Source organism: Roseovarius indicus, assembly GCF_008728195.1.
Taxonomy (GTDB): domain Bacteria; phylum Pseudomonadota; class Alphaproteobacteria; order Rhodobacterales; family Rhodobacteraceae; genus Roseovarius; species Roseovarius indicus.
Window position 1 is genome coordinate 12,446 of sequence record NZ_CP031600.1, and the last position, 17,060, is coordinate 29,505.

The following is a 17,060-nucleotide window of genomic DNA, read 5'->3' on the forward strand; positions in this document are numbered from 1 at the left end:
TCGCAAGCGCGCTTGCAGAAACATCAAGATAGGAGAGATACCATGTCCAACATCCAGAGCGGCCCCTTCATCGTGACCGGCGCGTCCGGACAACTTGGCCGGCAGGTGGTCGATCTGCTGGTTCAGGCAGGTGCCGGGCCGGTCATCGCGATCTCGCGCACTCCCGACAAGCTTGCCGATCTGGCGGGAAAAAGAGTCGAGGCGCGCGAGGGCGATTTCAACGACCCGGCTTCTCTTGAAGCAGCCTTCGCGGGCGGCAAGCGTCTCCTCATCATCTCCACCGACGATCTGGAGCCGGGCAAGCGGCTCGCAGCTCATTCCAATGCGATTGCTGCGGCCAAGACGGTAGGTATCGACCACATAGTCTATACCTCCTTCGCAGGCCCGGTCGCGGAAAGTCCGATCGGATTCGCTCAAGACCACGAAGGGACCGAGAAGCTGATCACGGAAAGTGGGGCGGATCATACGATCCTGCGCAACAATATGTACACCGACTTTCTGTTGATGGGCGGCCAGCAGAGCGTCGCCATGGGCACGCATTTCTCCGCCGCAGCAGATGGCAAGACCGGATATGTGACACGCGCGGATTGCGCCCGTGCCGCAGCCGCGGCGCTAATGAAAGCTACGGGAAGGGAGACCCTCGATATCACCGGGCCGGAGACGGTCAGCCAGGCCGGGGTCGCGGCGATCTTGTCCGAAATTGCGGGTAAGGAAATCCCCTATGTCGCCCTGCCCGCCGAGGATCTGGTGCAGGCGATGATCGCAAATGGACTGCCGGAGTTCATGGCGAGGGTCTTTGCCTCCTTCGACGAAGCAATCGCGCAGGGCTATCTCGATGTGGCCAGCGGCGATCTCGAATCGCTCACCGGCAAGCCCGGACAGTCGGTGGCCGATTTCCTGGCCGCTAACCGCGCGGCGCTTCTTCAGGCGCCGCAGGAACAATAATGCTGGAAAATGTCATGAGGCTTTACAACGCGAACTTCTCACCGAATGCGCTGCGTGTACGGGCGGTGGCGCACGAACTGGGCGCGGAACTCGAAATCGTCGAGGTCGACATCCGTGCCGGGGACAACCGCGCGGCGGAATTTCTTGCCCGCAATTCAAATGCAAAGGTGCCTGTTTTGGAGGACGGGAATTTCGTGCTCTGGGAATCCCGGGCGATCTGTGCCTATCTGGCCGGGATCCGGCCCGAGGCGGGGCTCTATCCTAATGGCCTCAAGGCGCGGGCCCTCGTCGATCAGTGGGCCTGGTGGCAAGCCATCCACCTTGGCCCGGCGATGCAGAAGTTGTCCTTTGAGCTGTTCCTCAAAGAGAAGTTCGGCATGGGCGATCCTGATCCGACTGTGGTCGAAGCGGAACGGAAAGCGACCGACCAGTTCCTTGCCGTTTTGGAAACCGGACTCGACGGTAAGGATTGGATCGCAGGCGCACTCAGCCTTGCCGACTTCTATCTGGCAACCACATTCATGTATCGCGACCAAGCGGGGATTTCGCTGGACGAATTCCCCAGAATCGCGGGCTGGATCGGCCGGCTTGAAGCGCGTGACAGCTGGCAGAAGGCCGTAGCACCGCTTCTTGCGCTCTTCGCCTGACATCGCGCTCGCCGCGATGATTGGTCGATCTGCATCACGTCCGGCGATCGGCGCGCTATCAGATTTAGACATGAGCAGGAAGCGTCGCATGGGGAGTGGGCAAAACTTGGGGGTCAGGCTGCTGCTCTGCGGTATGCGCCAGTCAATTGCCCATCAAGAACGGCGGCCCGCACGATGGCAACGTGATGCGCGCCCTTGGGTGACCATCTCATGCGTCGGCGTTTTCCCATGCGTGTGTTGCCGATGTCGTCCACGCAGCCTTCAGCACGGGACGAGGAGATCGGAAGATCATTGCGATATCGCCGCCCAAAGTTGGTGTCGCGTAGCCCTTTATTGTGAGATGAGAAATCCAACGAAATCAACGGCGGGAGTGGGCAAAACCTGGGGGTGTCTGTGTATGTTGGTGGTTCATTGAGAGGGGAACTGCCATGGACGTGCGGATTATAGTCGAGACGACCTTTGAGAACGGAACCACAAAGAGGCATCCTCTCGGCCGTTTGTCCCGCCCGTTTCGACGCACGCAGCCTGAGGGGTTCGGGTTGTTACTCGAAGATGCGAAGACGATCCTGGGGCAATTACAGAATGCGATCCTGCTCGACCAGATCGAGGAAGTTTCCGAAGCCAGCAGAATATGTCCTGACTGCGACGAGGTCCGAGCCATACATGATTATCGGCCTCGGGTGCTCGACACCCTCTTCGGCAGGTTCCAGGTCAAGGCGCCGCGCATTCGTCGCTGCGCCTGCGATACAAAATCCGACGACGTCCTGGGCGGACCGCTTTCGCCACTCGCTCATTTTTTTCCGGACCGGTCGACTCCGGAACTGCAACGCCTTCAGGCCGAACTTGGGGCACGGCATTCCTTCCGGGAAGCGGCACGAATCCTGGAAACCTTCCTGCCTTGCGCGAAGCAGGTGAATACATCGGTGCGCAATCGTCTGGGCAAAGTCTCCCGGGAGATCTGCGACAGCGAGCAGACTCAGCCTGTAGTTCCTTCGGCCGCCGAAGAGGCGTCTGCGTTGACGGTTTTCCTGGACGGTGCGCATATCCGATGCCGACCGGAATACCAGAAGCGACACCTCGATGTTGTGGTTGGCAAGATCGAAAGCCACGACAAGTGCCGCCGCTTCGGCCTTGTTCAGCAGGCAGTCCTGTCACCTGCCAGCCAGCTTCGCCAGGACTTGAGGGCTCTCGGTTGGGATCACAAACAAACCGTCACGGTGATTTCGGACGGGGAACCCGCCCTGCCGAACCTCGTGCGCGTCGCCGTCGGTGGAAAGGTTCGCCACATTCTCGACTGGTGGCATATCTCGATGCGCATTCAGCACGTTGAGAACGCCGTAAAGGGCCTGCTGCAGAGCAGGGGCTTCTCCGGCATTCCAGTGCTGTTCAAACGTCCCGCCGAAACGCTGCGATGGTACCTTTGGCATGGAAAAGTTCTAACGGCCACGACCAGTCTCCAATGGTTGATGGTCGATTGCACGCGGCTGGCTACAGATGACCGCGTGGCGACTGATGCGGCCCGGCGAGTGCAAGCCCGGTGCCGCGATCTGTACTCATACCTTGCAAACAACATGGACAGCCTGACCGACTATGGTCGGCGGTACCGCGCGGGTCTTCCGATTTCTTCGTCCCGGGCAGAGGGCTGCGTGGACGACATCGGGAACACCCGCATGGGCAAGCGCCGCCGCATGAGATGGTCGCCCAAGGGAGCCCACCGCGTGGCCGTTGTCCGCGCCGCGGTTCTCGACGGTCGGCTAACCGGCGCGTACCAAAGAGCCGCGTGACCCCCAGGTTTTGCCCACTCCCCGCCCGTCTCGCTCTGGGAATATCGCGAAGCGATGAGGAAGGCCCGTGCCCTTGGCAAGTCCGGGTCTAATGAGCTGGTGCTGGCTGAGCTGATCCGACAGCAACGCCAGATCGAAGCTGAAAGCCGGGGCCTGACGAAGGCCGAACGCAGAACCCGTGAAAGAAAAGGGACATTGAAGGGCACGAACTCGGCCGTCTCGACAACCGAAGGGCTGCGCCCGATCGATACGGGTGATACATCGCGCCCATTGTTCAAGGTGGAGAGATGGTGAATTGAGGGCAGGGACAACTGAAGAAGACGGCCGGATCGCCCTCATTCAATCGGATATCTGGATCGGCTTTCCTCGGGCGGAACAGGTGTTGGACCGCTTGCAGGGCATGATCGAAGCGCCACGACAAACCCGTATGCCTGGGCTTCTTGTGCATGGCGCCTCCGGGATCGGAAAGACGATGATTGCCCGAAACCTGTCGCGCAAGTACGCACCAGAATACGATCCGGCGTCGGGCATCACCCGCACACCGCTTCTGCTGTTGCAAGCGCCGCCCGCACCTGATGAACGGCGGTTTTACCTGCACATCCTGGCCGCCGTCGGCGCCCCGGCGACGGCTCTTAGCGCCCGCGCTCAAAATGTGGCTTCCCTCGAAGTCCGTGTCATCGCGCTCTTACGCGACCTTGGCCTGCGGATGATCATGATCGACGAGGTCCACAATCTCTTGGCCGGGACCCACCGCGAACAGCGCCGATTTCTCAATGTCCTGCGGTATCTCAGCAATGAACTCGAGGTGTCACTGGTCTGCCTTGGGGTCAGCGAGGCCGTCGATGCTATTCGCGGTGATATCCAGCTTGCCCGACGGCTGGACGAACATCATCTGCCAAACTGGCGCGACGATGCCGAGTTCTCGGACATGATCCAGACCCTTATTGCTGCCATGCCACTGGAAAAGAAGTCCAACCTGAAGGTCAAATCTCTCAAGCAGGTCTTGGCACTGACCGGTGGGGTGACCTCGCGCATCTTCGCTCTGGTCAAGGATCTTTCCATCGACGCCATTATCACAGGCGAGGAATGCATCACCGATGACGCAATCGCAAAATGGACGCCGGTTTGGTCGCGCCATGCGAACCCCCATCGGCGGCTCCAGAAGTCCCGGGTGTGAAGCCGCACCCGCTGCCCAAGACTGTCGCGCCGCTGCCAGACGAGTTGTTGTCAGGTTGGTTGTCTCGGCTGGCGGCGGCCAACTACTGTGATGATGCGGAACTACTGGCTCATCTCAGAATCGATACCGCGCATGGCACCGCCTTGGACTTCAACGTCGACGCGGCTGCGGCGGCGAAGATTGCCAACGCCGCACGGGTTAACCCAGATGTTGTTCGATCTTTGACCTTTCCGGCAATGACGCCACGAGAAGCCTCGCTGACGGCTCAGATGCCATTCCAGCATTGCATGCAATGCGCCAGAGAGGGTCTTTCGCTCAGGCATTGGAGGCGGGCCTGGGCATTTGACTGCCAAGTTTGCGGGACGAGACTTGTGCAGACCCTTGGCAAACTCCGTGAGGAACAAATATCTGGAAAACTGATATACCGAGCGCGCCGCGGGGCAGAGATGCTTGAGTGCGCCGCGCGCTCGCGCGGCCCCAAGCAACTTCGGCGCGCAATGCGCGCAGTCACCTTTGCCATGTCACTCAAAACCTTCCGCGGGGATCCGTCGTTCGCTGTCCAGAACCCCAGATCGGAAGTTAGGCTGTTCTGCCTCGCCGCAATCGCCGCCGCTCGATCTCATCCCTTGGCTAAGGCAGCCATCGTCAGCAAAAGCATCGACGACTATGCAAGGGTTGCTCTCTTGCGCGCCTTCGAGAAGGAGCCTCGATTGCTTGCCGCGGTTGATCACATCGCGCAAAGGTGCGCGAGAAACAGGGGCCCCATGACAGCCGTATCTCACAATTAAGGGCAAAAATTGTCGCCAAACGCGTCGCGTCTCGGGAGTGGGCAAAACCTGGGGGTCACGCGGCTCTTTGGTACGCGCCGGTTAGCCGACCGTCGAGAACCGCGGCGCGGACAACGGCCACGCGGTGGGCTCCCTTGGGCGACCATCTCATGCGGCGGCGCTTGCCCATGCGGGTGTTCCCGATGTCGTCCACGCAGCCCTCTGCCCGGGACGAAGAAATCGGAAGACCCGCGCGGTACCGCCGACCATAGTCGGTCAGGCTGTCCATGTTGTTTGCAAGGTATGAGTACAGATCGCGGCACCGGGCTTGCACTCGCCGGGCCGCATCAGTCGCCACGCGGTCATCTGTAGCCAGCCGCGTGCAATCGACCATCAACCATTGGAGACTGGTCGTGGCCGTTAGAACTTTTCCATGCCAAAGGTACCATCGCAGCGTTTCGGCGGGACGTTTGAACAGCACTGGAATGCCGGAGAAGCCCCTGCTCTGCAGCAGGCCCTTTACGGCGTTCTCAACGTGCTGAATGCGCATCGAGATATGCCACCAGTCGAGAATGTGGCGAACCTTTCCACCGACGGCGACGCGCACGAGGTTCGGCAGGGCGGGTTCCCCGTCCGAAATCACCGTGACGGTTTGTTTGTGATCCCAACCGAGAGCCCTCAAGTCCTGGCGAAGCTGGCTGGCAGGTGACAGGACTGCCTGCTGAACAAGGCCGAAGCGGCGGCACTTGTCGTGGCTTTCGATCTTGCCAACCACAACATCGAGGTGTCGCTTCTGGTATTCCGGTCGGCATCGGATATGCGCACCGTCCAGGAAAACCGTCAACGCAGACGCCTCTTCGGCGGCCGAAGGAACTACAGGCTGAGTCTGCTCGCTGTCGCAGATCTCCCGGGAGACTTTGCCCAGACGATTGCGCACCGATGTATTCACCTGCTTCGCGCAAGGCAGGAAGGTTTCCAGGATTCGTGCCGCTTCCCGGAAGGAATGCCGTGCCCCAAGTTCGGCCTGAAGGCGTTGCAGTTCCGGAGTCGACCGGTCCGGAAAAAAATGAGCGAGTGGCGAAAGCGGTCCGCCCAGGACGTCGTCGGATTTTGTATCGCAGGCGCAGCGACGAATGCGCGGCGCCTTGACCTGGAACCTGCCGAAGAGGGTGTCGAGCACCCGAGGCCGATAATCATGTATGGCTCGGACCTCGTCGCAGTCAGGACATATTCTGCTGGCTTCGGAAACTTCCTCGATCTGGTCGAGCAGGATCGCATTCTGTAATTGCCCCAGGATCGTCTTCGCATCTTCGAGTAACAACCCGAACCCCTCAGGCTGCGTGCGTCGAAACGGGCGGGACAAACGGCCGAGAGGATGCCTCTTTGTGGTTCCGTTCTCAAAGGTCGTCTCGACTATAATCCGCACGTCCATGGCAGTTCCCCTCTCAATGAACCACCAACATACACAGACACCCCCAGGTTTTGCCCACTCCCGCCGTTGATTTCGTTGGATTTCTCATCTCACAATAAAGGGCTACGCGACACCAACTTTGGGCGGCGATATCGCAATGATCTTCCGATCTCCTCGTCCCGTGCTGAAGGCTGCGTGGACGACATCGGCAACACACGCATGGGAAAACGCCGACGCATGAGATGGTCACCCAAGGGCGCGCATCACGTTGCCATCGTGCGGGCCGCCGTTCTTGATGGGCAATTGACTGGCGCATACCGCAGAGCAGCAGCCTGACCCCCAAGTTTTGCCCACTCCCCCGGCGCAGGATCCTTGTAGACCACGCGAGTATATCCGCGGCGGGTGAGTTCTTCACTCATGGGCACGCTCGTTGGGTACAGCTTGTAAATACGCTCGTCCTCGGACCAGAACTGCAATGCTCTGGAGACCGTGTCGCACAGGATGGCTCCGTTTTTCAAATTATCGAAATGGTCTTGCCAGTTGTCGACTGAAAATGACGAGATATTTCGCCTGACGATATCCGGCTCAGCGATATTCTGAGTCAAGCCGCGGCCAGCCACTGCTACGAACCCTGCGCTCATGATTGACCGCAAAGCAGCTCTTCTATTAAAAATCCGTATCATTTCTGATCGTTCCTTTGCCTCTTCCATAGACCGCTTTTGCATGCTCCAGTTGCTTTAGGTTCAATTCACGTTAATGTGAATCTGAACCCGCGATCATGAAGAACTTCCAGTGATTGTGCCTGAGAAATGTAAGGGCACCGACTAGAATCTGCGCACTTTCGCCGATCTTTGGCGGGAAGGCCACTGCCAAGGCCGCCAACGTTCTGACGCGTTCAGCGGAGCAGAAATTGACGTGCTGCATCGGTTCACCTATCAACAGCCCAAGCGATTGCCGCATCCGCTTCCGAGGGGTCGAGTTGGGGAAGTTCGGCCTTGGTCAGCACATCGGCGAACCTGGTGCCCCACTCCATCAATGCCCCTTCGCCCACCACAGCAACGCGGCGGAAGTCATTCCTGTGGGCTGTGTCGATCTTCAGATCTTCGAGCAGAGCGGACGGCCCATCGTAGCCTTCGAACCTCGTGAGATCGAGAACCAAGCCGGGCTTGCTAGGCTCTTGCAGGCGCTGATGAAGCAGGGCGTGCATCCGCTTCAGGTCACTTTCGCTCAGTTTGCCCTCGCAGGCGAGGCCAATATTGTCGTCATGATCTGTCAGTGTCTCGATGAACATGGTTTTCCTCCGCTTCTTCGGGCTTGCCGTGACCGTAAAGGTCTGCGTTTTCGTGCGCGTGGTCTTCGTGCTCGAATTCCAGGCTGGAATGGTCGATGCTGAAATTTTCCTTCAGCCGGTCCTTGATCGCGGCTTTGATCTTTTCGATCCGGCCCCAGTCGTTTGCTGTCAGCACGACGTGGCAGTCCAGAGCCGCCTCGTGCTCCTGCATCTGCCACAGGTGCACGTGATGGACGTCCGCGACACCATCCACGCCCCGCATTGCTTCAACGACAGCTTCATTGTCGATGTCCGGTGGACTGCCGAGCATCAGTGTTCGTATCGGACCGCCGATCTCGGTAAAGGCGAGGTAGAGGATGTAGAGAGCGATACCGATGGTGATCGCCGGGTCGACCCACCGCATGTCGTAAAGGAGGATGAGCGAGCCGCCGATGATGACCGCTACGGAGGCCAAAGCGTCCGACAGGTTGTGCAGGAAGAGCGCACGGATGTTCACGCTGCCTTTCTGCATTGAATAGGTGAGCAGTGCCGTCAACGTGTCGACGACCAGTGCCACACCGCCCAGGATCACCACCGTCCAGCCCTGTACTTCTGGTGGGTCGATCATGCGCATTCCACCCTCGTAGATCAGGTAGAAGCCGATCAGGATGAGGGTCGTGTAGTTGATGAGTGCTGCGACGATTTCGACTCGCCCATAGCCGAAGGTCATGCGCTCGTCCGCGGGCCGCCGAGAGATCTTGCGCGCTGCGAAGGCGATCACCAGCGACGTCATGTCCGAGAAATTATGCAAGGCATCCGCGATCAGCGCGAGGCTGCCGGAAAGAATGCCGCCGACGATTTGCGCGACGGTCAGAAGGCCGTTGGCCCAGATGGCGATGGAGACGCGACGATCACCTGATTCAGGATCGATGTGAGCATGGTCGTGATCATGCGGCACTGTTCGTCTCCTCATGGCTGTGGTTCGGCCGACCGAGCCTTGAGGCCCGCGGCAAGGTTCCACGGCGGATCGCGCGCACCCGGGCGTTCATCCAGTGCCGAACCACGTGGCGATAGAGCAAGTCGCGTACAAATCCGAAACTTTGGCAGTGCTCTGAGTAAAATTCATCTGGTGCTTCGAAGGTGCCGAAATCATGGACGATCCCATTATCTTGGATATAAGTGTCATGTCCGGTCCAAGCGACAGGCGGGGCGCTCAAGCATTCTGTTCCGACCCCGTAGCCGCACAGGCTGTCGGTGTAGCTGAATTCCTGCTGAAGCGTCTGTAGGAAAGACGTATCCAGGATGAAGCCTTCAAGATTGACCCACCCCTCATCCGTCTCAACCTCGACCCAAGAATGCAAGATTTCGGACGGCGCGAGAGGATAGACGAGTTCCGGAACGACGCCTCTCTGAAGCGCCTTGTGGATGGTGAAGCCGTGCAGCCGGTTACAAATTCCGACGCCACGTAGCAGGGCCATGAGGAGCGTGCCCTTGGTGTTGCATTGCCCATAGCCATCTGCGAGCACCTCGGACGCCGGGATATCGTCGGCGCGGTTGTAACCGAAGACAATCTCGTTCCGGACGAAATCGTAGATGGCCCCAATTCGGGTGTAGCGGGGAAGATCTGCCCAGCCGCGCTCCTCTATCAGTTTTACTATTGAAGGCGCGTCAAAATCCAGCAGCCGGGTTTTGGCCAAATGAGGGTCGGCGGGGTTCACGGGATATCTCCTCGAATCGTTCGCGAGAAAATGTAATCGCTACAGTCACTGTAGCTTCAAGTCCCGATTTCAGGCCGTGTCCTTGGTTACCTTATCGTCATCGTGCATCGCCTTGTGGTGTTCACCATGCGCGTCTTTCAGGATTCCGACGCCACCCCAAGCCGCGATGCCCGCGACAATCACGCCCACGACAAGGTCCGGCCAGCTCGTTCCGAGCCAAGCCACGAGTCCGCCTGCGACGACGTTTCCGAGATTGGCCGCGAAGTCGTTCCAGCTGAACGTATTCGCCGCTCGGATGTTCACGTCCGGATCGCGAAGCCGCGTCAGCAGCCAGACGCAAAGTGCGTTGACGGCCGCCGCTACCAGCACCATAACAATCATGATCGTGCCAATAGGATCCGATCCGCCAACGTAGCGGCGCCAGGCGTCATAAAGGATGCCAAGGGCGAAGAGAATCAGCAGGCCGCCCGAAACATTTGCCGCTCCGCGCTTCCACTTGGCGGAGCGGGGCAGCGCAAGGAGGCTGATTGCGTAGACGAAACTGTCCGACAGATTGTCGAGGCCATTGGCGATAAGCGCGCTTGAATCGCCGAATGCGCCCGAGGCGAAGAAAGCGATTGCCAGCCCGATGTTAGGGTCAGGATTCATAACCAGTAAATGACGATTGCAGCGAGGGCGATGACCGAGAGGAAGACCTTGGGGCAGCGGTCATAGCGCGTCGCCACGCACCTCGATCCTTGAGCCTTCCAAACATGATCTCGCTGCGGTTGCGCTGCTTGTATCGACGCTTGTCGTCTTGCGTCGCTTTCGGCCCAGGATACAGGCGCGTATGCCTCTGTCTTGCAACGCTTCTCGGAACCAATCGGCGTCGTATCCCCTGTCTCCAAGCAGCCATTTGGCGTTTGGCAAGCTGCTCAGCAGCGCCCGCTCGCCGACGTAATCGCTGACCTGCCCAGCAGAGACGAAAGAGAGTTGATGGAGCGTCCCGAGCTGTCGCAGATGGCGTGCAGCTTGGAATTCATACCACCCTTGGTGTGACCGATCAGGCGGCCACGCCCCCTTATTTCGCGGCAATGCTGGTCGCGGTGCGGTGTGCCTTCAGGTAGGTCGAGTCGATGATTACGGTCTTTTCCTCACCGTGTTCGGCAGCCAGGCCGACCATCATCCGCGCAAAGATACCTTTCTCGCTCTAGCGCTTCCACAGGCTGTAAAGCGTTTTGTGCGGACCGTAGGCTTCCGGGGCGTCGCGGCAGCGTAACCTATTGCGATTGATGAAAATAATCCCACTCAAAACCCGTCTATCATCGACACTTGGCGTACCGTGTGACTTCGAGAAGAAAGGGGAAAGCTTGGTCACCTGCTCGCCAATCAGTCAATACAGATCGCTCATGTCACCGCTCCGTTTTCCTGACCGTGAATCGCGCAGCGCAGCTACAGGGCACCTCGATTTTTGACCATTTTCGCGACCATGGAGCAGTTGGTGCGACCTGAAGCGCATGGAATGTCGTCGGCAGGCGGATTATTGCATCGGATCTGATGATGCGCCGCCCATTTCCGGAGCGGCTTTCGAGATGCCCGGCATGAACTGCGTTCTTTGCTGCCCGATTTTCATACCGGACACGGGTTGATGCGGCGCAACTGGCAGAGGCGGCGCATGTTGTAGGCGAGATTTTTCAGCCCGATCCTGGCCGTGGCCCGCACCAGCCCGATGGTCCGCACCAGCGTCCCGCCCATGTCGTTGGTCTGCGCGCCGAAGACGTGTTCCACCCGGACCCGCACGCGGGATTTCGGCCGGTTGCTGCCCTTGGCCTGGTCGGTCAGTGGTTTGCCCCGCTTGCCCTTGCGGTGGATGTGACTTTTCAGCTCGAGCGCGCGCAGCTTTGCCTCCATTTCCTCGGACCGATAGGCCGCATCCGCCCACACGCCCGAGCCGGTATTGCCCCGCGTCAGCAGGTGATCCACTGCCTGGCTATCGTGCAGGGCGGCATCGCTGACGTGGTAGCGCCGGACCAGCTTGTGTTTTCGGTCCACGTTGACGTGGTTCTTATAACCATAATGGCTTTTGCCGTGCTTCTTGGTCCAGCGCGCGTCCACGTCTTTCTGGCTGCGCTTGGCGGGCTTGTCTTCCCAATCCTCGGGAACCTCGCCTGTCTTGATCGCCGCGTTCTCGTCGCGCGTGTTGTGGTTGCGCGGCACCGGCACGATGGACGCGTCCAGGATCTGCCCACCCCGCGCGATATAGCCCTGCCGTTCAAGATGGCCGTCGAACAGCTTGAACAGCTCCTCCACCTTGCCCGCCTGCGCCAGTGCGTCTCGATAGAGCCACACCGTCTTGGCGTCCGGCACCCGGTCCCCGAGCCCCAGCCCAAGGAAGCGCATGAACGAGAGCCGGTCGCGGACCTGATATTCGATCTGGTCGTCGGACAGGTTGTAAAGCGCGCTCAGGACCAGCGTCTTGAACATCAGTACCGCGTCCATCGGCTTGCGCCCCGCGCGGGACTTGCGATCCGCATCCGGCTTGCGCCAGACCCGCTCAAGAGCCGGGCGAAACTCCTCCCACGGCACGGCGGCATCGACCTCAACCAGCGGATCCTTCTTGGCGTCACGGCTCGCGTAGCGGTCCGAAAGATCAAATAAACCCATCTGTGCCATCGTCGTGCCCCCGCTGCCAGTTCACCTCACGATTATACCGCAGCGGCGGGATCAGGGCAATTTTTAGAGGTGCCCTACAATCAATGCATCTTGACCCTAGCACTACTTTGGCAGATTTTTTCTGATCCGATAATCTCCGGATTCACGGGAGGCGTTTTGGGTGATTTATAGGGAGCCAGCTTTGAGGGAGGCTGGCGGATTATGGGGAACTGGCGGAGCGATCTGGAGACCTGGCTGTCGCCGTTTGTTGCGGCGCTTGGGCACAAGACGCGGGGGCGGATGTGTCCGGCCTATGTTGCCGGGCTGATTGGCCCGGGCGATCGCAAGAGCGTGCAGCCGATGGCGGCGCGGGACGGGGCGGTCAGCTATGACCAACTGCATCATTTCATCGCCGACGGGGTCTGGGACAGCGCGCCGCTGGAGGCGGCCTTGCTGGCCGAGGCCGACAGGCTGGTTGGCGGCGAGGAGGCCTTTCTGGTCATTGATGATACCTGTCTGCCGAAGAAGGGCGAACGCTCGGTCGGGGTTGCGCCGCAATATGCCTCATCGCTGGGCAAGACCGCGAATTGTCAGTCGCTGGTCTCGGTAACACTGGCCTCGCGCGAGGTGCCGGTGGCAGTGGGGTTGCGGCTGTTTCTCCCAGAGGTCTGGATCAACGATCCCGACCGCATGGCCCGAGCCCGGGTGCCGGAAGATCGGCGAACGGCCCTGAGCAAACCTGAGATTGCCATCGAGGAGATCGACCGGGTGAGGGCTGCGGGTGTCCGCTTCGGCTGTGTGCTGGCCGATGCGGGTTACGGATCGAGCGGGCCTTTCCGCCAGGCTCTGAGCACGCGCGGCCTCACCTGGGCGGTCGGCCTGTCGCGACGCCAGAACGTCTATCCGGCGGATGTCGGGCTGGTCTTTCCCGAGGCCGGGCGCGGTCGGCGCCGCAAATATCACCTCCCCGACCGCGTTGCCGTTTCCGCCGAACAGATGCTGGGGGACGAGAAATGGCGGAAGGTCAGCTGGAGGCGTGGGACCAAAGGCAGGCTGAATTGCCAGTTCGCCGCAACCCGTGTCCGCATCGTCGATGGCCACCGGCATCGCATGGCAGATGGCCGTGTGCAGGCCATGCCCGGTGACGAGGAGGTTTGGCTGATCGGCGAACGCCGTGCGACCGGCGAGCGGAAATACTACGCCTCGAACCTGCCAGCCGGCACCTGCCTCAAGACGCTCGCCGCCGCCGTCAAGGCCCGATGGATCTGCGAACAGGCGCATCAACAACTCAAGGAGGAACTTGGTCTCGATCATTTCGAGGGGCGGTCCTGGACGGGTCTTCACCGACACGCACTGATGACGATGATCGCCTACGCCTTCCTGCAATCCCGCCGCCTCAAGGCTGCGGGACGGGGAAAAAAGAGTCCCCGGACCACCCCCGCAACCAACCATGCCAGCCGTCAGGCAAGCCATCCTCGACATCCTGGCGCGTCCACCGCCTATTCGCTGCCCTCATTGTGAAAGGCTCATCGCAGAACGCCCAGAAAAAATTCTGCCAAAGTAGTGCTAGTCATCTGAATCTAAAGTTCGACGCATAGTGTCTGCTGCGTTCGCTGGCAGAACCGTTTGACGGATGCGAGGATATCATCGGCGGACTTGACCCATCTGTAGGGTTTGGGATTTTCACTATGGGTCTCGATAAAGGCGACGATGTCGGCCTCCAGTTCGGTGGTGGAGCGATGCACACTGCGTTGCAACTGCTTGCGGGTCAGTTCCGCGAACCAACGTTCCACTTGGTTTATCTAGCTGGCAGATGTCGGGGTGAAGTGGATGTGCCAGTGCGGACGGCGGGACAGCCAAGCCTTAATTTTCGGCGTCTTGTGCGTGGCGTAGTTGTTCATCACCAGATGCACGTCCGGCCCTTCCGGCACCGCTGCGTCGATTTTCTCAGAAAATCGAGGAAGTCAGTCGCCCGGTGGCGCTTGTCGCATTTCTCAATCACCGCGCCTGTTGCGATGTCGAGCGCAGCGAACAGCGAGGTTGTTCCGTGAAGGACATAGGTAAGGGTTCTCCGCTAGGCGGCACCGGACGCTCGCGGTCCAATGCCAGGATTTGGGATTTCGCCTCCACGCACAACACGATGGCTCGGTTCGGCGGCGACATGTAGAGACCGACGACGTCCTGCACCTTGTCGACGAACAACGGATCAGTGGACAGCTTGAACGTCTCGCTCCGGTGGGGTTGCAGGCCGAAGGCGGTCCAGATCCTGCGGATCTTGGTGTGCGACCGGCCCGTCTCGGCCGCCATGGTCCGGATCGACCAATGGGTGCCGTATTCAGCGTGCGCTCGATCACCTCGGCCACCTGCGCGACAGACACAGTGCGCGGCCGACCGGGGCGGTATTCATCGGTGAGCCCTTCGATCCGATCCTTCACGAAACGCCGGCGCCATTTTCAGAAAGTGTGTTCATGGAATCCGAGCCGGGCACCGACTTCTTTGTTTTGCAACCCCTCCGAACAGAGCAGGATTATACGGCATCGGTCCGAAAGCAATTGCGCCGCCTTTTGCCGCCGAACCTGTGCCGCCAGAAAGGTTCGCTTCTCGTCGTTTAGAACCACCTCGTCCGCCACACGCCCCACAATCGCATCGTCTCCTCATATATTTCTGACAATGATACGAAATATGGTTCCGGGTAACCAGCTGCTATAGGTTCAAGCGAATTCGACACCCGGCAGAGCGGCGCAATACGATAAAGCACAAATACGAACCCAACCGGCAACCTCTTCAATGATCCCGACACCGGAGATTTCGAATATTCAATACGTCCCTTGTCTGCGCCAATGTTTGTCGCGCGTCGTATCGCCCTGGGGCCAGTCGCGACAAGTCAGCTTCTAGCGTTCAGCAACGGAGATCGGAACCTGCGGCGATTTTCCGGGACTGGAAGATGGGATCCCAGTCTGCACGAAGATGACTTCGTCGCCAAAGATGCGCGCGAACTCAGAGCCGTGCCCAGACCGACCAGGCACGGCTGCCCGATTCTTTTCAGTCAGTCCGCGTACCACATGCGCGACAGGTTGGCCTTGGCCTTGAACACGCGGTCGAAGGCCGGGGTCTTGCCCTCTGCATCATGAAGAGCGCGCGCAGCGACATCGAGATCATGCAAGATTTCTCGGCGGGCCGGGTCGCGAACCCAGCTTGTGATCCAGCCGACCACCGCCACGCGCTCGCCCTCGGTGACCGGCTCCACGCGATGCAGCGTTGATGTCGGGTAGAGCACCATCTCTCCGGCAGACAGCTTGATGGCACGGTCTTCCATCGCGTCTTCCATGACCAATTCCCCGCCGGTATAGACGTCGGCCGCGGTCAGGCTGAGCGTAAAGGAAAGATCCGTGCGGTTCCCGTTCATGGTCGGGTCGTCAACATGGGTGCCGTAAGTCATGCCTCCGCGATATCGCGACAAGAGCATACGCGCATATTTACGCGGACGCGCCACCGATTTGACGATTTCGTTCGCGTTCAGGGCCTTGCGCACCTTTTCGAAAATCGCATCAAGTTGTGGCGATTTCTTGGCCTGCAGGTTGGACTTGACGTCTCGCGCATAGCGCCCTGCGGTTGCGCGGCCGTCTTCGTAGTCAAGAGAATTGGCGGCCCCTTGCAGGGCCGCCAAATCCTGTGCGTTCAGCACATCGGTGATAACGATAGTCATGGTCTACTGGCTCTCGCCTTCGCCACCGACGCTGGCTTTGCCTTCACCTTCGCTACCGGCGCTGGCTTCACCTTCACCTTCGCCAGCGTCCAGTTCAAGCGCGGCAAGCTCCATGCGCGCGGCTGCACCGTAAATGATCGAGGGATCCATCTCAAAGTCGCCCTCTCCCTGGATGTCGCCATAGGCAGCCTCGGTGGCGGCGACCTGTTCAAGAAGGGCCGCAGCGACGTCCGCAACAGCCGGATCGTCGCTGTCGGTCATCTGCCCGGCCTCGGTCTCGACGACCCGGAGGAAGCCCCAGCTATCCTGGTACTCGTGCAGGTTCGATACCTCGCCGCCCTTGACGGCCACGGTGTATTCATCGCCTGCAGTGCGGGTCAGTGCGACCAGTCCGGCGACCTGCTGGGCTGGGGTATAATTGGCGCGGGCTTCTTCATGCGTCGCGCGCACCTTGGCGAACAGGGCTTCGAGTTCGGCGTAATCAGCCCTGGCTTCGGCGGCGGCGGCCAGCGCCTCGATCTCTCCACGCAGGCGGCTCAGGCCCTGCTCTTCCAACTCTTCGGCCACGGCATCATATTTTTCCTCGATCGGGTGACCGACATGAGTGCGCGCGGCCTCCAGATCGCCTGCCTCGTAGAGTGCCAGACCGGCGCAGATATGGCCTTCAATGAAGGACAGCCCGCTCAGGAACGCGATGTCGGGATCGAGGCTGGACGCGCCTTCACCTTCACCTTCGCCACCAGCGCTGGCTTCGCCCTCGCCTTCTCCTTCGGCTTGGGCCAGCAGGTAGGTCCCGTCATTTCGCAGGTCCCCTGCCGCCGCCAGATCGGGCGCGATTGCACCTGCTGCACTCAATGCGGCGAGACCGCCGAGGGTTGATATGCGCCGTGCGACAACGCGGCGTGGCTGTACCGATTTGTTCTGAGCCATTACTTTCTCCATGCTAGATAAGCTTTAGGTGACTAAAATACTCGGATTTGCCAATCCTCAAAAATTGCCTTGCA

Annotated in this window: 16 protein-coding genes and 4 pseudogenes; 8 read left to right on the plus strand and 12 right to left on the minus strand. The window is 59.9% G+C overall.

Translation table 11 applies throughout. The features are described 5' to 3' along the window. Positions 1 to 42: 42 nt before the first annotated feature. A complete protein-coding gene (locus RIdsm_RS28605) occupies positions 43 to 945 on the plus strand; it encodes an NAD(P)H-binding protein (RefSeq protein ID WP_057822051.1) in 903 nt (300 codons plus the stop codon). A 14-nt stretch (positions 946 to 959) separates the two neighbouring features. Next, a complete protein-coding gene (locus RIdsm_RS28610; protein WP_074940859.1) occupies positions 960 to 1,592 on the plus strand; it encodes a glutathione S-transferase family protein in 633 nt (210 codons plus the stop codon). A 113-nt stretch (positions 1,593 to 1,705) separates the two neighbouring features. Here RIdsm_RS28610 and RIdsm_RS28615 read toward each other — a convergent pair. Continuing rightward, positions 1,706 to 1,906: pseudogene (locus tag RIdsm_RS28615) on the minus strand (ISKra4 family transposase); the annotation flags it as partial. 114 nt (positions 1,907 to 2,020) lie between these two features. Between RIdsm_RS28615 and RIdsm_RS28620 the strand changes: the two are divergent. The 4 genes from RIdsm_RS28620 to RIdsm_RS28635 are packed head-to-tail and all read left to right on the plus strand — an operon-like array spanning position 2,021 to position 5,341. Next, entirely contained in the window at positions 2,021 to 3,376 is a 1,356-nt protein-coding gene (locus tag RIdsm_RS28620; protein ID WP_151175244.1) for an ISKra4 family transposase, read from the plus strand. Positions 3,377 to 3,430: 54 nt separating this feature from the next. Continuing rightward, positions 3,431 to 3,670, plus strand: coding sequence for a hypothetical protein (locus RIdsm_RS28625; RefSeq protein ID WP_244955876.1), 240 nt, complete (start codon positions 3,431 to 3,433; stop codon positions 3,668 to 3,670). Between the two features lies 1 nt (position 3,671). Continuing rightward, positions 3,672 to 4,553 carry a TniB family NTP-binding protein gene (locus RIdsm_RS28630; RefSeq protein WP_038147410.1) on the plus strand — a complete coding sequence of 294 codons (882 nt, stop codon included), beginning with the start codon at positions 3,672 to 3,674 and terminating at the stop codon, positions 4,551 to 4,553. Beyond that, a complete protein-coding gene (locus RIdsm_RS28635; protein WP_038147409.1) occupies positions 4,550 to 5,341 on the plus strand; it encodes a TniQ family protein in 792 nt (263 codons plus the stop codon). The genes RIdsm_RS28630 and RIdsm_RS28635 overlap by 4 nt, the downstream gene beginning before the upstream one ends. Positions 5,342 to 5,396: 55 nt before the next feature. Here the strand turns inward: RIdsm_RS28635 and RIdsm_RS28640 are convergent, their stop codons facing one another. Then, positions 5,397 to 6,752, minus strand: a complete 1,356-nt coding sequence (locus RIdsm_RS28640; protein WP_151175244.1) for an ISKra4 family transposase — start codon at positions 6,750 to 6,752, stop codon at positions 5,397 to 5,399. A gap of 114 nt (positions 6,753 to 6,866) precedes the next feature. Here RIdsm_RS28640 and RIdsm_RS28645 point away from each other — a divergent pair. Then, positions 6,867 to 7,067: pseudogene (locus tag RIdsm_RS28645) on the plus strand (ISKra4 family transposase); the annotation flags it as partial. Here RIdsm_RS28645 and RIdsm_RS30960 read toward each other — a convergent pair. The 7 genes and pseudogenes from RIdsm_RS30960 to RIdsm_RS28680 form a co-directional block, all read right to left on the minus strand. Beyond that, positions 6,995 to 7,441 (minus strand): hypothetical protein, encoded by a 447-nt coding sequence (locus RIdsm_RS30960; RefSeq protein ID WP_420854146.1) that lies wholly within the window; start codon positions 7,439 to 7,441, stop codon positions 6,995 to 6,997. The pseudogene RIdsm_RS28645 and the gene RIdsm_RS30960 sit on opposite strands and share 73 nt — an antisense overlap. A gap of 218 nt (positions 7,442 to 7,659) precedes the next feature. Continuing rightward, the gene (locus tag RIdsm_RS28655) at positions 7,660 to 8,022 is read right to left on the minus strand and encodes a SpoIIAA family protein (RefSeq protein WP_057821513.1); all 363 of its coding nucleotides are present in this window, start codon (positions 8,020 to 8,022) and stop codon (positions 7,660 to 7,662) included. Next, on the minus strand, positions 7,994 to 8,959 hold the full coding sequence (locus RIdsm_RS28660; protein WP_057821514.1) for a cation diffusion facilitator family transporter: 966 nt from the start codon (positions 8,957 to 8,959) through the stop codon (positions 7,994 to 7,996). The genes RIdsm_RS28655 and RIdsm_RS28660 overlap by 29 nt, the downstream gene beginning before the upstream one ends. After that, a complete protein-coding gene (locus tag RIdsm_RS28665) occupies positions 8,949 to 9,719 on the minus strand; it encodes a transglutaminase-like domain-containing protein (protein WP_057821516.1) in 771 nt (256 codons plus the stop codon). Before RIdsm_RS28665 ends, RIdsm_RS28660 begins: the two co-directional genes overlap by 11 nt. Positions 9,720 to 9,788: 69 nt before the next feature. Next, the gene (locus RIdsm_RS28670) at positions 9,789 to 10,367 is read right to left on the minus strand and encodes a cation efflux transmembrane domain-containing protein (RefSeq protein WP_057821518.1); all 579 of its coding nucleotides are present in this window, start codon (positions 10,365 to 10,367) and stop codon (positions 9,789 to 9,791) included. Then, positions 10,364 to 11,091: pseudogene (locus tag RIdsm_RS28675) on the minus strand (IS5 family transposase). The gene RIdsm_RS28670 and the pseudogene RIdsm_RS28675 overlap by 4 nt, the downstream one beginning before the upstream one ends. A gap of 236 nt (positions 11,092 to 11,327) precedes the next feature. After that, a complete protein-coding gene (locus tag RIdsm_RS28680; protein ID WP_057821520.1) occupies positions 11,328 to 12,371 on the minus strand; it encodes an IS5 family transposase in 1,044 nt (347 codons plus the stop codon). 201 nt (positions 12,372 to 12,572) lie between these two features. Between RIdsm_RS28680 and RIdsm_RS28685 the strand changes: the two genes are divergently transcribed. Then, positions 12,573 to 13,871 carry an IS701 family transposase gene (locus RIdsm_RS28685; protein ID WP_057821522.1) on the plus strand — a complete coding sequence of 433 codons (1,299 nt, stop codon included), beginning with the start codon at positions 12,573 to 12,575 and terminating at the stop codon, positions 13,869 to 13,871. A gap of 59 nt (positions 13,872 to 13,930) precedes the next feature. Here the strand turns inward: RIdsm_RS28685 and RIdsm_RS28690 are convergent. The 3 genes and pseudogenes from RIdsm_RS28690 to RIdsm_RS28700 all read right to left on the minus strand — a co-directional run bounded on the left by RIdsm_RS28690 (position 13,931) and on the right by RIdsm_RS28700 (position 16,986). Then, a pseudogene (locus tag RIdsm_RS28690) lies at positions 13,931 to 14,989 on the minus strand (IS630 family transposase). Positions 14,990 to 15,396: 407 nt separating this feature from the next. Further along, positions 15,397 to 16,056, minus strand: a complete 660-nt coding sequence (locus RIdsm_RS28695) for a Fe2+-dependent dioxygenase (RefSeq protein ID WP_057821525.1) — start codon at positions 16,054 to 16,056, stop codon at positions 15,397 to 15,399. Between the two features lie 3 nt (positions 16,057 to 16,059). Next, complete coding sequence (locus RIdsm_RS28700) at positions 16,060 to 16,986, minus strand: hypothetical protein (RefSeq protein ID WP_057821526.1); 927 nt, start codon at positions 16,984 to 16,986, stop codon at positions 16,060 to 16,062. Between the last annotated feature and the right edge of the window lie 74 nt (positions 16,987 to 17,060).

Coding starts and splice junctions, on each gene's coding strand:
- RIdsm_RS28680 (WP_057821520.1), bottom strand. CDS start 12,371: ATGGCACAGATGGGTTTATTTGATCTTTCGGACCGCTACGCGAGCCGT.
- RIdsm_RS28700 (WP_057821526.1), bottom strand. CDS start 16,986: ATGGCTCAGAACAAATCGGTACAGCCACGCCGCGTTGTCGCACGGCGC.
- RIdsm_RS28610 (WP_074940859.1), top strand. CDS start 960: ATGAGGCTTTACAACGCGAACTTCTCACCGAATGCGCTGCGTGTACGG.
- RIdsm_RS28640 (WP_151175244.1), bottom strand. CDS start 6,752: ATGGACGTGCGGATTATAGTCGAGACGACCTTTGAGAACGGAACCACA.
- RIdsm_RS28655 (WP_057821513.1), bottom strand. CDS start 8,022: ATGTTCATCGAGACACTGACAGATCATGACGACAATATTGGCCTCGCC.
- RIdsm_RS28695 (WP_057821525.1), bottom strand. CDS start 16,056: ATGACTATCGTTATCACCGATGTGCTGAACGCACAGGATTTGGCGGCC.
- RIdsm_RS28685 (WP_057821522.1), top strand. CDS start 12,573: ATGGGGAACTGGCGGAGCGATCTGGAGACCTGGCTGTCGCCGTTTGTT.
- RIdsm_RS28625 (WP_244955876.1), top strand. CDS start 3,431: ATGAGGAAGGCCCGTGCCCTTGGCAAGTCCGGGTCTAATGAGCTGGTG.
- RIdsm_RS30960 (WP_420854146.1), bottom strand. CDS start 7,441: ATGGAAGAGGCAAAGGAACGATCAGAAATGATACGGATTTTTAATAGA.
- RIdsm_RS28670 (WP_057821518.1), bottom strand. CDS start 10,367: ATGAATCCTGACCCTAACATCGGGCTGGCAATCGCTTTCTTCGCCTCG.
- RIdsm_RS28620 (WP_151175244.1), top strand. CDS start 2,021: ATGGACGTGCGGATTATAGTCGAGACGACCTTTGAGAACGGAACCACA.
- RIdsm_RS28605 (WP_057822051.1), top strand. CDS start 43: ATGTCCAACATCCAGAGCGGCCCCTTCATCGTGACCGGCGCGTCCGGA.